A 13,029-nucleotide genomic window follows, 5' to 3' on the forward strand; every position below is an offset into this window, starting at 1 on the left:
TTTTACCGGACTTGCCTTAAGGTGGAAGTTTTATGTTAGTATTGAGAATGATTATCATTAATAAAATAAAACCGTGATGCCTTGCTCTCGCTTTTCTCCGCCTTGCCCTGATTCTATTTTCTTTGCTTCCAATCTGCCGCGCTTCCGCCCCAAGGCGCTAGTGTTCAGCCTGGCCTGCCTGACCGCGCCCAGCGTCTGGGCTGCCGAGGCGCCGGCGCGCCTGGATACTGTCCACGTCACCGCCAACGGCCCGCAGGCGCGGGTGGGCAGCAATAAGCTGGACCGCGAGGAAATCGAGCGGCCGCAAGCGCGTTCCCTGGCCGAAGTGCTGGACGCGCTGCCCGGCGTCAACGCCGGCGGTTCGCAGCGCCCCGGCGGCCAGACCATCAATGTCTGGGGCTTCGAGTCGGTCGAGCATGTGCAGGTGTCCCTGGACGGCGCGCCGCAGGGCTTCGACAAGTACCAGCAGGGAACGTCCTTTATCGATCCGGAGTTGCTGGGCTCGGTTGAAGTCTTCAAGGGCGGGCATTCGCCGTTCTACGGCAACGGCGCGTTCGGCGCTGTGGTCAAGGCGGAAACCAAGACCGTGGCCGAGCTGTTGCAGCCGGGTAAATCAGTGGGCGGTTTCGCCAAGCTGATGTATCAGGACAACGGCAATCAGTTTGGCCAGTCTCTGGCCGCCTATGCGGGCGGGCCTGGCAGCAAGGCGGACATCCTGGCCTATGTGACCCGATCGCGCGCCGGGGACGGCAAGAAGGGCGATGGTTCCAGCACGATGTTTTCCGGCAATGATCTGGAGGGTGGCATGCTAAAGCTGGCCTGGCGTCCGGCGCCCGGCCACCGGCTGCGCTTGGGATGGGTGAGCCAGGAGGAGGAGCGGCGCACGCCGTGGGCGGCCAAGCGCGGGGACATCCCGGCGCCAAATGCGGCCGACATCAAGAAGTACGGTTGGGAAGGCGCTTGGCTGCGCCAGAGTGTGTGGCGCGAGCAGCAAAATGAGACGGTGAGCGCGGACTGGACCTTCGTCAGCGATTCGCCATGGCTGGATTTGCAGCTCAGCTATGCGCAGTCGCGGCGTTATCAGCACGACACCCGGCCGCCGACGGCGAGCATCTACGCCTTCTCCTCCTTGTTCGGAAACGAGAGCTGGGTAAATCAGCGCGACCGGCGCCTTGAGCTGCGCAACACCGCCCGCTTCGGTTCCGGCTGGGCGCGTCAGGAAGTCACTACGGGCGTGAGCTGGGCGCACAAGACGCTAGACGCGCTGTTCTACCGCCCGGATAAGCGTAAGGATCCGGCTTACAACTATGGTTATCTGAATCCGCGCTACCAGCCTCCGGGCGAGGAAACCGTTCGATCCGCCTATTGGGTACATCAATGGCAACCCTTGGACAGTCTGACGCTGACGCCTTCTCTACGCTACGACCATGTGTGGATACAGGGGCGGGAAAACCTGGCTTCCGCGTATAACGATCCGGCCAAGGGGCACGATTACAGCGGGTTGGCGTATTCCGGTTGGTCGCCGCGTTTGGCTGCGCGTTGGAACTTCCATCCGGGCTGGACGCTGGACGCCGGCTATACCCGCACTTGGCGCGCGCCGGGGGTGGACGAGGTATACGATACCCAGACTTTGGGCAGCACGACGGCGACTAGCCGCCAGTTACAGCCGGAAACGTTGAACGCGGTCAAGCTGGGTTTGGAATTCGAACGCGGCAATGTGCTGGCGTCCGGGGATAATCTGTCCGCAGCGCTGACTTGGTATCGCCAAACCGTCAAAAACGATATCGCGCAGCGCCTGGGGCCCAACCGGGGGGACGCGCCGGGCGCACCGCTGCCGCCAGTAATCGGCTTCTATCGCAATATGCCCGGTTATGTGATTCAGGGTTTTGAGCTGGAAGGGCGTTATCAGGCCGGCGGCTGGTTCGGCAGCTTGTCCTTGTCGTCGACCAAGGGCGAACGCAATCATAGCCTGATGGATCCGTGGGGCAGGGACGAGCCCATCACCAATATCCCACCGCGCAAGGCGGTTGCCAATCTTGGTTATCGCTGGAACAAGATCGGCCTATCCTTGAGCGGGCAGGGCAAGTTCGTGCGCAAACAGGACCGGGTATTGGTCAATTCACCTTACGCTTATCCCGCGCAGCATGGCTATTCATTGTTCGGCCTGTACCTGGGTTGGCAGCCCAAGGGCCGGTTCAAGGGCCTAGAGGCGCGACTGGCGGTGGACAATCTGTTCAACACTCAATACATCCCTTACCTGACCGAGGGGGCGGAAGGCATGGGGAGGGCGATACGCACCAGCGTGTCCTGGCGTTTCTGAGCGGACGCCGCTTGCGTTTGATTTGAGGCTGAGGAGGGGCCCTGGGCCCCTCCTTGCGTTACAATGGCGTTCCAAATCCCTAGCAAAGGAGCGCCTTCGTGTTTACCGGTATCGTCCAAGGAGTGGCGGAAGTGATCGCCATCACGGAGAAGCAAGACTTTCGCACCCATACGCTGCGTTTGCCGGCGGCCTTGCTGCCCGGCCTAGAGCTGGGCGCCTCGGTGGCTCACAACGGCTGCTGCCTCACTGTTACCGCCGTCAACGGCGATCAAGTTTCTTTCGATCTAATGCGCGAAACTCTGCGCGTCACCAACCTCGGCCTGTTGCAAACAGGCGACCTGGTCAATATCGAGCGCGCCGCGCGCTTTGGCGACGAAATCGGCGGCCATGCGATGTCCGGCCATATCCTGTGCCTGGCCAAGGTGGCCCGGGTGATCGATCTGCCCAATAACCGCACCGTCTGGTTCGAATTGCCGGCGGAACATATCAAATATGTGTTCGCCAAGGGCTATATCGGTATTGACGGCATCAGCTTGACCGTAGGCGAGGTGACGGACAACCGCTTCTGCGTGCATCTGATCCCGGAAACCCTGGAACGCACCATCATCAAATCGCGCAAAGTGGGCGACTTGATCAATATCGAAGTGGACCCGCAGACTCAGGCCATCGTGGAGACGGTGGAGCGGGTGCTGGCCCAGCGAGGGGCCGCGGCGTGAACATGGTTGGCCGGCGCGTGCTGGCCTCCTGGAGCGGCGGCAAGGATTCCTGCCTGGCGCTGTGGCACGCGGTGCGAGCCGGCGCCCATCCGCAGGCCTTGTTGACGATGGCGGACGAGCGCGGCGAGCGTTCGCGCTCGCACGGCTTGCGCCCGGAGGTGCTGGCGCTGCAGGCGGCGGCGCTGGGTTTGCCCCTGCGGGTGGGGCGCGCAAGTTGGGACGGCTATGAGGCCGAGTTCATCGCCCGGCTGGAGGAGGCCCGCGCCGACGGTTGCGAGGCCGCGGTCTTCGGCGACATCGATCTGGATGCCCACCGGGAGTGGGAGGAGAAGGTGTGCGCCGCCGCCGGCCTGCAAGCGTGGCTGCCGCTGTGGCAGCAGGCGCGCGCCGCCTTGGTGCGAGAATTCATCGATGCGGGCTTTCGCGCCCGGATCGTGGTGGTGAACACCCGGCTGGTCGGCGAGGAGTGGTTGGGCCGGGAACTGAGCCATCAGTGGGTGGACCGGATGCTGGCGGAGGGCATGGATCCTTGCGCCGAGGCCGGCGAGTTTCACACACTGGCAATGGACGGGCCTTTGTTCGCGCAGCCTTTGCGCTTGCGCGACGGCGACGTCCATCGCCACGGAGATTATGTCAGCCTGGACCTGTTGCCCGGCTGAAAACGAATTCAGGCGGGCGGCGGCCCGCGCCAAAAACAAGTGCTTACGAAGGAAGATGGTATGACTATTTCCCCGATTCAGGACATTATCGCCGACATCAAGGCCGGCAAGATGGTGGTGCTGGTGGACGCCGAGGACCGCGAGAACGAAGGCGATCTGGTCATGGCGGCGGAGTTCGTCACCCCGGAGGCGATCAACTTCATGGCCAAGTTCGGCCGCGGTCTGATCTGTCTGACCTTGACCGAGGAGCGTTGCCAGCAGTTGAACCTGCCGCTGATGGTCAGCAATAACGGCACTCCGTACAGCACCAACTTCACCGTGTCCATCGAGGCCGCCGAAGGCGTGACCACCGGCATTTCCGCCGCGGACCGAGCCCGCACCGTGCAAGCCGCGGTGGCGCGGTTGGCCAAGCCGGCGGATTTGGTGCAGCCGGGTCATATCTTCCCGCTGAAAGCGCAAAAAGGCGGCGTGCTGATACGCGCCGGCCACACCGAGGCCGGCTGCGATCTGTCGATGTTGGCGGGTTTGGAGCCGGCCGGCGTGATCTGCGAAATCATGAACGACGACGGCACCATGGCGCGCTTGCCCGAACTGGTGGAGTTCGCGCGCGAGCACGGCTTGAAAGTGGGCACCATCGCCGATTTGATCCAGTACCGCAGCCGCACGGAATCGCTGGTGGAGAAGGTGGGGCAACGGCCGGTGGACACCCCGTTCGGCGCTTTCGACTTGCATGTGTTCCGCGACATCACCACCCGCGCCACCCATTTGGCCTTGGTCAAAGGGGAGATTGAGGCGCAGCGCGAAACCCTGGTGCGCGTGCACGAACCCTTGTCGGTGATCGACGTGTTGGCGCCCTTGTGCAGTCAGCACTCCTGGACGGTGCCCAATGCCTTGGAAAGGATAGAAGAAGCCGGCCACGGCGTGGTAGTGCTGCTGTACCGCGACGAAACCGGCGAAGACTTGGCGCAGCGCGCGTTGGGCCTGGAGCAGCAGAAGCAGCGCTGGGACAGCAAGACCTTCGGTATCGGCGCGCAAATGCTCAAGGCGCTGGGCGTGGGCAAAATGAAGCTGATGACCTCGCCGGTCAGCTTGCCGTCCATGACCGGCTTCGATCTGGAAGTGACCGGCTTTTGCCAGCCGCACGCCTTCCACGTGGACGAGGAATGAGAGGCGGCGTAATGGCTAAGGCCCGGGGATTGAGGTAGAATCTCCGGTTTTCCGTAGTGATTCCGCCGCGAGGAACAAGATGCTTCAAGCTATCCAGCGTATAGAACCCGATCTGACGGGCAAGGGCCTGAAAATCGGCGTTGTGATGTCGCGTTTCAACACCCCGGTTTGCGAAGGCTTGCGCGACGCTTGCCTGGGTGAGCTGGCCCGGCTGGGCGTGGCCGCCGAGGACGTGACCCTGGCCACGGTGCCGGGCGCGCTGGAAGCGCCGCTGGTATTGCAGACCATGGCCAAGAGCGGCCGTTTCGACGCGCTGGTGGCGTTGGGAGCGGTGATCCGCGGCGAAACCTACCATTTCGAACTGGTGTCGAACGAATCCGGCGCGGGCGTGACCCGCGTGGGCCTGGACTTCGACATCCCGATCGCCAACGCGATTCTGACCACCGAAACCGACGAGCAGGCCGAAGTGCGCATGGAAGTCAAAGGCCGCGAGGCCGCTGCCGTGGCGGTGGAGATGGCGAATTTGCGCAAGCGCATTCAGCGCGGCTGATCGGCTCCCGCCAAGATACCGGAGCCGGGCGTGCCTGGCTCACCGCTCTTTACAAGGAACACCTCTATGAAAACCGCTCGCCGCCGCGCCCGCGAATTTGCCATCCAAGGCATTTACGAATGGGAGCTGAACCCGGATCGTCCGGCCTCCCTGATCGAAAAGCATCTGCGCGAGAATGAATACTTCGCCAAGGCCGATGAAGCCCTGTTCCGCGAAATCCTGTACGGCGTGCTGAAAGACGTGGGCGCACTGTCCAAGCAGATCGGCCACTATTACGAACGCGCCGAAGACGAAGTCAGCCCGGTGGAACGCGCCGTGCTGTTGATGGCCGCGCTGGAACTGACCCAGCATCCGGAAACCCCGTATCCGGTGATCATCAACGAAGCCATCGAAATCACCAAGACCTTCGGCGGCACCGATGGTCATAAATTCGTCAACGGCGTGTTGGACAAGCTGGCCGCAGAAGTGCGCGCCGACGAAGTGGCGTCGCAAAAGGCGCGTCGCCAAAACTGAGGCCTTGTCGCCGGCGCTGTCAGATTGAAACACACCCGCGACCGCGGGTGTTTTTACATCGGCCGAGCAGAAAGATCGTGATGAATGAATTTGAATTGATCCGCCGCTATTTCACGCGCCCGGCCGGCGGCGCGGTCCTGGGCGTTGGAGACGACGCCGCCATTCTGAGGCCGACGCCAGGTTGCGATCTGCATGTCTCGGTGGACATGCTGGTGGAGGGGCGTCATTTCTTTGCTGACGTCGCGCCGGAGGCGCTGGGCCATAAAACGCTGGCGGTAAATTTGTCCGATATGGCGGCGATGGGCGCCGCGCCGCGCTGGGTGGTGTTGTCGCTGGCCCTGCCGGCGATGGACGAGGCCTGGGCCGCCGGCTTCTCCCGAGGGTTTTTCGCCTTGGCGGAGCGCTACGGAGTCGATGTGATCGGCGGCGACACCACGCGCGGCCCGCTGACGCTGTCGGTGACCGTGGGCGGAGAGACGCCGCGAGGCCAGGCGCTGCGCCGCGCCGCCGCCCGCGTGGGCGACGACGTCTGGGTCAGCGGCGAGTTGGGTCTGGGAGCGATGGCGGTGCGCAGCCGGCTGGGCAAGTTGGCTCCCTTGCCGGACGGTTTGCGCGAGGCGGCCTGGCGCAAGCTGGAATACCCGGAGCCGCGCATCGCCCTGGGTCTGGCCCTGCTGCCGCTGGCGCATGCCGCCGCCGACGTGTCCGACGGCCTGCTGTCGGACCTCGGTCATATCGCCGCCGCTTCCCAGGCTGCGGTGGAAGTGTGGGCGGACGCCTTGCCGTCGCACCCGCTGGCGGAGGCCGCGCGCGAGCAATGGCTGGATTGCCTGGCCGCGGGCGGCGACGATTACGAACTGGTATTTACCGCGCCGGCCGCGCGTCGGGCTCGGATCGAGGCCTGCGCCGAGACGGCTGGCTGTCGCCTGAGCCGCATCGGCCGCATCGCGGCCGGCCAGGGCGTCAGCCTGCTGGGCGGAGACGGCAACATCATACAACTGGAAAGCACCGGCTATGACCATTTCAAATGAGACGGAAACCCTGAAGCTGCAACCGAACTGGCGCTTCGTCCTGAGCCACCCCGCCCATTTCCTGGCTTTTGGTTTCGGCAGCGGTCTGGCGCGCAAGGCGCCGGGCACTTGGGGCACGGTGGCCGCCTATCCCCTGTTTTTTGTTCTGCACGCGCTGGGTGTGCAAGGTTTGGCGCTGGCGGCGCTGTGTCTGCCGCTGTTCATCGCTGGGGTCTGGATCTGCGGCTACAGCGGCCGGGCGCTGGGCGTGCACGACTACGGCGGCATCGTCTGGGACGAGATCGTCGCCATGCTGCTGGTGCTGGCCTTCGCGCCGGCCACGCCCTTGGCCTGGTTGCTGGCCTTTGTCTTGTTCCGCTTTTTCGACATTCTCAAGCCCTGGCCTATCCGCTGGCTGGACCGTCATGTGGGCGGCGGTTTCGGTGTGATGGTGGACGATTTGCTGGCGGCCTTGTTCGCGCTAGCGGTGCAGTGGGGCGTTTGGCGCATGCTGTAAGAACCTGTTTACGATCTGCTGCGCTTCATGAAGCGTTGCACGGTGAGTGCAAGCTCAAAATGCTCATGTACCACTTGTACATTCCGCTTTTTCGCTCGTTTTCGCCTTGTCTCGCTCATGCTCGCGAGATTTTGAATAGGCTGTAAGAGCCTGTTCAGTGTGGAAATGAAAAGGGGCCGTCGGCCCCTTTTTTCATAGCCGTGGCGGACTCAACGCACTACCACGGTGCAGGTGGTGCCTGCCACCAGAACCTGTCCGGCCGGCAGCGCGTCCAGCTCGATGCGCACCGGCACCCGCTGCGCCAGCCGCACCCAGTTGAAGGTGGGGTTGACGTCGGCCAGAAGCTCGCGGCCGGTGCCTGCGTCGCGGTCGGTGATGCCGCGGGCGATGCTGGCGACGTGGCCGCGCAATGTCGGGGCGCCGCTAAGCAGGGTGATCTCCACCTTGGCGCCGGGCTTGAGCAAGGGCAGCTTGGTTTCCTCGAAATAGCCTTCCACGCGATAAGAATTACGGTCTATCAGCGCCAGTTTGGGCGCGCCGACGGCGGCGAAGTCCCCGACGTGGACATTGAGGTTGGTCACGTAACCGTCCGCGGGGGCGCGAACCACGGTGCGCTCCAGATTGAGCTGGGCCAGATCGCGCGCGGCCAGCGCCGCCTGGTATTGGGAGCCGGCCGCGGCGGCGGCGAAGCTCGCGGTTTCACGGTTTTCGGCGGACACCACGGTGCTGTCCAGGCTGTCTCGGCGCGCGGCCTCTTTGCCGCGGCGGTTTTTCTCGGTGCGTTGACCGTCCAGCGCGGCTTCGGCTTGGGTCAAGGCTGCCGCGTAGCGGGCGCGGTCCACGACGAAGAGCACGTCGCCCTTATGTACCAGTTGATTGTCCTTGACGGCCACCTGGGTCACTAGGCCGGCCACGTCGGCGGAGAGCGTGATCACGTCGGCGCGTACGCGGCCGTCGCGGGTCCATGGGGAGTGCATGTAGTGGTCCCACAGCGCCTTGCCCAGCCAGACGGCGAGCGCCAGCAGCAGCAAGGTGGTCAGGTAGCGGATGAGGGTATTGGTTTGCATTTTGATTATCCGAAATAGTGTTTCAGCGCTGATTCAAAGTCTTGCGGGCCAGGCTTGGGCGAGCGGCGTGTTCAATAGAGCAATAGCGCCAGGCCGCTGAACACGCAGATCAACAGGCTGAGGCGGAACAAGGCCGGGTGCCATACCCGGCGATAGACGCCGGCTCGGCCTAGCAGCCAGTCCAGTCCAGCTTGGCATAGCAGGCTGAATAGGAATAAGGGCAGCAGGGTGGGAATCAGAATGCCGAACACGGCGATTTCACGAGTCATGGTCAGTTCCTTGCGCGGCTTCGGCCACATCCAGCAATGAGGTGTGGATCAGGTGCAGATCGGCCAGCGCGCGCTGAATCTTCGCGGCGCGTTCGGGCTCCGCCAGCGCCAGATGGGCGCGCAGCACCGGACCGGCCGCCCGCATGGTGGCGATGGTCTGTTGCAGCTGTTCCGGCGACGGGGAGGCGAAATAGCGTGCCAGCCGCGCTACGGTATGTTCCAGATCGGTGCGCAACTGCGGCGACGGCGATTCCGCGGTCAGGGTGCGCAGATTGATGACCGCCAGCCCCAGTTCCAACAGGGTGATGGCCTGCGCGGTGATCGCCTGCTTGAGTTCGGCCTGGGCAGGACTCAGCGTGTTCAGCAGATTGAGCAGGTCGCGGATGCGGTTCTCGTAGCGTTGCTTCAAGTGCGGCAGCTTGGCGTCGCAGGCGCGGCGCGCCTCCCGCCACAAGGCGGCGGCGATGTGGCGCGGCGAACCCATGGTGTGTTCAGGCAGCACCAGTTGGAAAAAGGCCGCCGCCAGCGCCAATCCCAGAATGCGGGCGATGCCGTTGTTGAGAAAGGCGACGATGTCGTAATTCATCTGGTTTTGCGGGTTGACCGCATTGGCCAGCACGATGGTCATGCCGGCGCCGACGCCGGCGTACTTGGGTAGGCACTTCAGATAGCTGCCCAGCGCCAGAAAGGGCAGCAGGCCCAGCATCAGCATTGGAAAGCCGTTGCCCTGGCTCAGCAGCCAGAACAAGCTGACATAGGCCAGCGGCGTGCCCAGCGCGAAGCCGGTCAGGAATTGTTTGACCATCAGCACCGGCCGCGGCGAGGAGGCGGCCAGGCCGCAGAGCACGGTGGCCAGCAGCACCGCTTCCAGCGCGCTGGGCCAGGCCAGCCAGTACCAGGCGATGGACAGGGTGCCCAGGGTCAGCGCCGCGCGCACGCCGCCGGCTACGGCCACCGGCAGCGGGGTGCCCGGCACATAGGCCGCCAGCGAGCTGATTTGCTGCGGCGTCTTGCTGGCGAAACCGTGGTAGACCCCGACGAAGGCGTACATTTCCTCAATGAAGCGGGTCAGCAGCTCGGTGGCGGTGTCGAAGTCTATGCGCCAGTGTTCGGCTTGCTCGCCGCCCGGCAATTGCGCGCGCGCGGCGTCGATGCGGCGCGGCCAGCCGGCGCGGAGGCGTCCTAACTGAGCCTCGGTGTCCTGGGCTTCCGCGGCGTTGCGCGCTGGGCCGTCGGGGCCGCTGAGCACGGCGGCCACCTCGGAGAACAAGGGCAGCAGCAGGCCGGGCAGCGGCGAATCGGCGTCGCGGCGCAGCCGCTCCATTTGCCGATGCAGAGTGTGAAAAGTGGTCAGCGCGGCCATGAAGGTGGCGTTGAAGGCGTGCAGCTGGTTGCTGCGCGAACGCACGTTGCCGGCTTCGAAGAAAGCGGTGGCGCGGCCGGCCTCCAGCGCGGCGATGTCGGCGGCGAATTTGAGCTGGGCCTGTTCCAGGTCGCGGGCATGCAGTTTCTGAGCCAGCGCGTCCTGACACAGCAGAATGAAGCGCAGATAGCGGCCGCGCACATTGCTGACCACCTGTTCGGCCTGATAGCGGGGAAACACGATGTCGTAGACCACCGCGCTGCAGATCAGGCCCAACGAGATTTCCGAGACTCGGGTCACCGCCAGATCAAACACCGTCAGCGGATGGCCTATGGCCGGCAGCGCGATGATGCAGGCGGTGTAGCCGGCCAGCACGAAGCCGTAGGAGCGCGAGTTGCGGTACAAGGTGGCGCAGCCGGCGCACAGCCCTATCCATAGCGACAGCGCCGCCAGCAGCAAGATTGGCTGCGAGGCCAGCATGCCGACCAGGATCAAGGCCGCGGCGCAGCCGGCCAGCGTGCCCAGCAGCCGGTAAAAGCCTTTTTCCAGCACCAAGCCGCTTTGCGGCGAACCGACGATGAGCACGGTGATCAGCGCGGTGCCCGGTGAGTCGAAGCCCAGGCGGAAGGCGAGCCACAAGGCGGCGAAACCGGCGAGCAGCGTTTTGAGGATGAAGATCCAGCGCTCGCCCTCCAGGCGCAGCCAGTCTTGACCTGCGCTGCGTAGCGCTCGGCCCAGCAAACGGCGCCGGGCGGCGAGGCTAGCCGTGGTCATCGTTGGATACCGCCCGGTTCAGATTGCCGAGCTGGCGCAGATAGAACTGCTCCTGCTGTTGCATCTCCTCGGCGCTGAAGCCGTCGAAGGTATTTCCCAGATTGCCCCATACATCGGGCAGCAGTTTGCGGATGCGATCGCGGCCGGCCTCGCTGAGGGTGACGGCGACCGCGCGGCGGTCGTCGCTGAGGCCGCCGCGACGGATCAGGCCCTGCTTTTCCAGATCGTTGCAGATTCGGGTCATATTGGCCGGTTTTTGCGAGCAGGTTTCCGCCAGCGAGCCTGGCGTCATCGTTTCTTGTTCGGAGCCGTAGAGCACCGCCAGCACCAAGTAGCTGCTCTCGGTCAGCCCGTGTTTGCGCAGGGCGGCGTTGGTCAGGTCCTGGATGCGCTTTTGCACGTGATAGTTCAGCCGCGTCAGTGTGAGCAGCGATAGCGGGAATTCCGGAATCCTGGTCTTGACGCGTAGCAGGCGCTTGCGGGTTTCTTCGAAGTGACTCATTGGGCTTCTCCGTCGGCGATGGGGGGGTGGGGTTCAATGCCGCCGCCCAGCGCGGCCATCAGCGCGGCGTAGCTGTCCAGGCGCTGGGCTTGGGCCTGCACGCGCTTTTGCCTAGCGGATAGTTCGCTCAGCCGCAGTTGTCGCACCGCGCTTTGATCGCTGAGTCCTGCGCGGTAAGCCTGTTCGGCCAATGTCCGCTCGCGGCTGACGGCGTCTAGCACCTGATCGGCCTGCCGGCTCTGCTGGTCCGCGGAACGGGCGTGGACGATGGCGCTGGCGGTTTCGCTCAAGGCGTTGATCAAGACGGCGTTGTAGCTTTCCACCGCCTGGTCGTAGGCGGCGGTTTGGGCGCGCAATTGGCCGCGGAGGCGGCCGCCTTCGAATATCGGCAGGCTGATCGCCGGCGCGAAGCCACGCAAAGCCGCGGCCGGGGACAGCAGATCGGCAAAACCTATCGCCTGATAGCCGACGAAGGCGCTGATGTTGATGTTGGGGTAGAAGGCGGTGCGCGCGACCTTGATGCGCGCGGCCTCGGCCTCTACCCGCCAGCGTTGCGCGCTCAGGTCCGGTCGTCGGCCCAGCAATTGGGCCGGCACCGCGGCGAGCGGGTCCAGCGGCTGATCCAGGCGCAGGGTTGGGCGGAGCGGACGGTTTTGGGTATCGGGCGTTTGGCCGCTGAGCGCGGCTAGCTGGTTGCCCAGGGTGGCGATGCTTTCGTCGATCTGTTCCAGCTGGGCGCGGGCTGTCGGCAACCTGCCGCGTTGCTGTTCCACTTCCGGTTGTGCGGTCAGCCCGGCGGCTTTGCGGCGCATGCTGAGATCCAGCAGCGCCTGCTGTTGTTGCAGCGCGGCTGCGGCCAGGTCTTTTTGCTGGTATTGCTCGGCCAGTTGCAGATACGCGCGGATGACGGCGGTTTCCAGGTTCAGCGCGCTCAATCGGGCGTCGGCCGCGGCCATCTGCGCGTCGCTCAGCGACGCCGACAAGGCTTGGCGTTCGCGTCCCCACGCGTCCAGATCGTAACTGAGGTTGACGGCGGCGCGAGTTTGCCAGTCGTAGTTGCCGTGACCCGCCGGCGGCACAAGATTTTTTTCAGCGTGCAACTGCCGAGTGCTTTGCCATTGAGCGTTGATTTGCGGTTGGGCGGCCGCGGTGCTGACCTCGCTTAGCGCCTGGGCCTGGCGCAACCGCGCTTCGGCGCCGCGCAGGCCTGGGTTGTCTTGCAAGGCCAGGCGGATCAGTTGTTCAAGCTGAGGGTCCCGCCATTGTCGCCACCAGTCCGCGGCGGGCATGCCGGCCCAGGGCGCGTTCAATGCCGGCGGCGTTTTAAGCTGGGATTCAGGCTTGACGGCGTCCATTTGGGCGCAGGCGCTAAGCATGAGCGCGCCGACAAGGGCGAGGGTGGCGGGAAACGGCTTCATCTGTTCATCCATGTTTTACATCTGTGTATATTTTATTTGTTGATATTACATTTGTAAAACAAAATTTGATGAAGCGCTGCAAGCCCGTCAAACCCAGGTTCTTGTTCATGCCGTTTGCGACTGATGCAAATCAAGCACATGTCATTAAATATGGGCGACAGGGTAATGACGAGTGTATTATTTG

13 protein-coding genes are annotated in these 13,029 nt (G+C 64.0%); 8 read left to right on the forward strand and 5 right to left on the reverse strand.

All coding sequences use genetic code 11. From position 1 onward, the window contains the following. Positions 1-76 precede the first annotated feature (76 nt). The 8 genes from B0T39_RS12780 (at position 77) to B0T39_RS12815 (ending at position 7,452) form a co-directional block, all read left to right on the forward strand. Positions 77-2,320, forward strand: a complete 2,244-nt coding sequence (locus B0T39_RS12780) for a TonB-dependent receptor domain-containing protein (RefSeq protein WP_081547182.1) — start codon at positions 77-79, stop codon at positions 2,318-2,320. Between the two features lie 98 nt (positions 2,321-2,418). Next, complete coding sequence (locus tag B0T39_RS12785; protein WP_081547184.1) at positions 2,419-3,036, forward strand: riboflavin synthase subunit alpha; 618 nt, start codon at positions 2,419-2,421, stop codon at positions 3,034-3,036. Between the two features lie 2 nt (positions 3,037-3,038). Next, positions 3,039-3,695 (forward strand): diphthine--ammonia ligase, encoded by a 657-nt coding sequence (locus B0T39_RS12790; RefSeq protein ID WP_081547186.1) that lies wholly within the window; start codon positions 3,039-3,041, stop codon positions 3,693-3,695. A 60-nt stretch (positions 3,696-3,755) separates the two neighbouring features. Beyond that, positions 3,756-4,862, forward strand: coding sequence for a bifunctional 3,4-dihydroxy-2-butanone-4-phosphate synthase/GTP cyclohydrolase II (gene ribBA, locus B0T39_RS12795; protein ID WP_081547188.1), 1,107 nt, complete (start codon positions 3,756-3,758; stop codon positions 4,860-4,862). Between the two features lie 79 nt (positions 4,863-4,941). Further along, the gene (gene ribH, locus B0T39_RS12800; RefSeq protein ID WP_081547190.1) at positions 4,942-5,412 is read left to right on the forward strand and encodes a 6,7-dimethyl-8-ribityllumazine synthase; all 471 of its coding nucleotides are present in this window, start codon (positions 4,942-4,944) and stop codon (positions 5,410-5,412) included. Positions 5,413-5,478: 66 nt separating this feature from the next. Next, positions 5,479-5,925 (forward strand): transcription antitermination factor NusB, encoded by a 447-nt coding sequence (gene nusB, locus B0T39_RS12805; protein WP_081547192.1) that lies wholly within the window; start codon positions 5,479-5,481, stop codon positions 5,923-5,925. A gap of 80 nt (positions 5,926-6,005) precedes the next feature. Next, positions 6,006-6,956 carry a thiamine-phosphate kinase gene (gene thiL / locus B0T39_RS12810; RefSeq protein WP_081547194.1) on the forward strand — a complete coding sequence of 317 codons (951 nt, stop codon included), beginning with the start codon at positions 6,006-6,008 and terminating at the stop codon, positions 6,954-6,956. Continuing rightward, positions 6,940-7,452 (forward strand): phosphatidylglycerophosphatase A family protein, encoded by a 513-nt coding sequence (locus tag B0T39_RS12815; RefSeq protein WP_081547196.1) that lies wholly within the window; start codon positions 6,940-6,942, stop codon positions 7,450-7,452. The genes thiL and B0T39_RS12815 overlap by 17 nt, the downstream gene beginning before the upstream one ends. Before the next feature lie 209 nt (positions 7,453-7,661). On the opposite strand, the gene B0T39_RS12820 is transcribed toward B0T39_RS12815, so the two are convergent. From B0T39_RS12820 to B0T39_RS12840, 5 genes are all read right to left on the reverse strand, one after another. After that, positions 7,662-8,519, reverse strand: a complete 858-nt coding sequence (locus B0T39_RS12820) for an efflux RND transporter periplasmic adaptor subunit (protein ID WP_081547198.1) — start codon at positions 8,517-8,519, stop codon at positions 7,662-7,664. A 71-nt stretch (positions 8,520-8,590) separates the two neighbouring features. Next, the gene (locus tag B0T39_RS12825; RefSeq protein ID WP_019100681.1) at positions 8,591-8,788 is read right to left on the reverse strand and encodes a DUF1656 domain-containing protein; all 198 of its coding nucleotides are present in this window, start codon (positions 8,786-8,788) and stop codon (positions 8,591-8,593) included. Continuing rightward, positions 8,778-10,925 carry an FUSC family protein gene (locus B0T39_RS12830; RefSeq protein ID WP_081547200.1) on the reverse strand — a complete coding sequence of 716 codons (2,148 nt, stop codon included), beginning with the start codon at positions 10,923-10,925 and terminating at the stop codon, positions 8,778-8,780. The genes B0T39_RS12825 and B0T39_RS12830 overlap by 11 nt, the downstream gene beginning before the upstream one ends. Further along, positions 10,912-11,427 carry a MarR family winged helix-turn-helix transcriptional regulator gene (locus B0T39_RS12835; RefSeq protein ID WP_043590600.1) on the reverse strand — a complete coding sequence of 172 codons (516 nt, stop codon included), beginning with the start codon at positions 11,425-11,427 and terminating at the stop codon, positions 10,912-10,914. Before B0T39_RS12835 ends, B0T39_RS12830 begins: the two co-directional genes overlap by 14 nt. Continuing rightward, positions 11,424-12,845 (reverse strand): efflux transporter outer membrane subunit, encoded by a 1,422-nt coding sequence (locus B0T39_RS12840; protein ID WP_176219545.1) that lies wholly within the window; start codon positions 12,843-12,845, stop codon positions 11,424-11,426. Before B0T39_RS12840 ends, B0T39_RS12835 begins: the two co-directional genes overlap by 4 nt. Positions 12,846-13,029: the final 184 nt, after the last annotated feature.

The sequence above is a fragment of the Chromobacterium haemolyticum genome (assembly GCF_002081825.1).
In the GTDB taxonomy this organism is placed as follows: Bacteria; Pseudomonadota; Gammaproteobacteria; order Burkholderiales; family Chromobacteriaceae; genus Chromobacterium; species Chromobacterium fluminis.

Coding starts and splice junctions, on each gene's coding strand:
- B0T39_RS12780 (WP_081547182.1), top strand. CDS start 77: ATGCCTTGCTCTCGCTTTTCTCCGCCTTGCCCTGATTCTATTTTCTTT.
- B0T39_RS12840 (WP_176219545.1), bottom strand. CDS start 12,845: ATGAAGCCGTTTCCCGCCACCCTCGCCCTTGTCGGCGCGCTCATGCTT.
- B0T39_RS12790 (WP_081547186.1), top strand. CDS start 3,039: ATGGTTGGCCGGCGCGTGCTGGCCTCCTGGAGCGGCGGCAAGGATTCC.
- nusB (WP_081547192.1), top strand. CDS start 5,479: ATGAAAACCGCTCGCCGCCGCGCCCGCGAATTTGCCATCCAAGGCATT.
- B0T39_RS12820 (WP_081547198.1), bottom strand. CDS start 8,519: ATGCAAACCAATACCCTCATCCGCTACCTGACCACCTTGCTGCTGCTG.
- B0T39_RS12825 (WP_019100681.1), bottom strand. CDS start 8,788: ATGACTCGTGAAATCGCCGTGTTCGGCATTCTGATTCCCACCCTGCTG.
- B0T39_RS12815 (WP_081547196.1), top strand. CDS start 6,940: ATGACCATTTCAAATGAGACGGAAACCCTGAAGCTGCAACCGAACTGG.
- ribH (WP_081547190.1), top strand. CDS start 4,942: ATGCTTCAAGCTATCCAGCGTATAGAACCCGATCTGACGGGCAAGGGC.
- B0T39_RS12835 (WP_043590600.1), bottom strand. CDS start 11,427: ATGAGTCACTTCGAAGAAACCCGCAAGCGCCTGCTACGCGTCAAGACC.
- B0T39_RS12830 (WP_081547200.1), bottom strand. CDS start 10,925: ATGACCACGGCTAGCCTCGCCGCCCGGCGCCGTTTGCTGGGCCGAGCG.
- ribBA (WP_081547188.1), top strand. CDS start 3,756: ATGACTATTTCCCCGATTCAGGACATTATCGCCGACATCAAGGCCGGC.
- thiL (WP_081547194.1), top strand. CDS start 6,006: ATGAATGAATTTGAATTGATCCGCCGCTATTTCACGCGCCCGGCCGGC.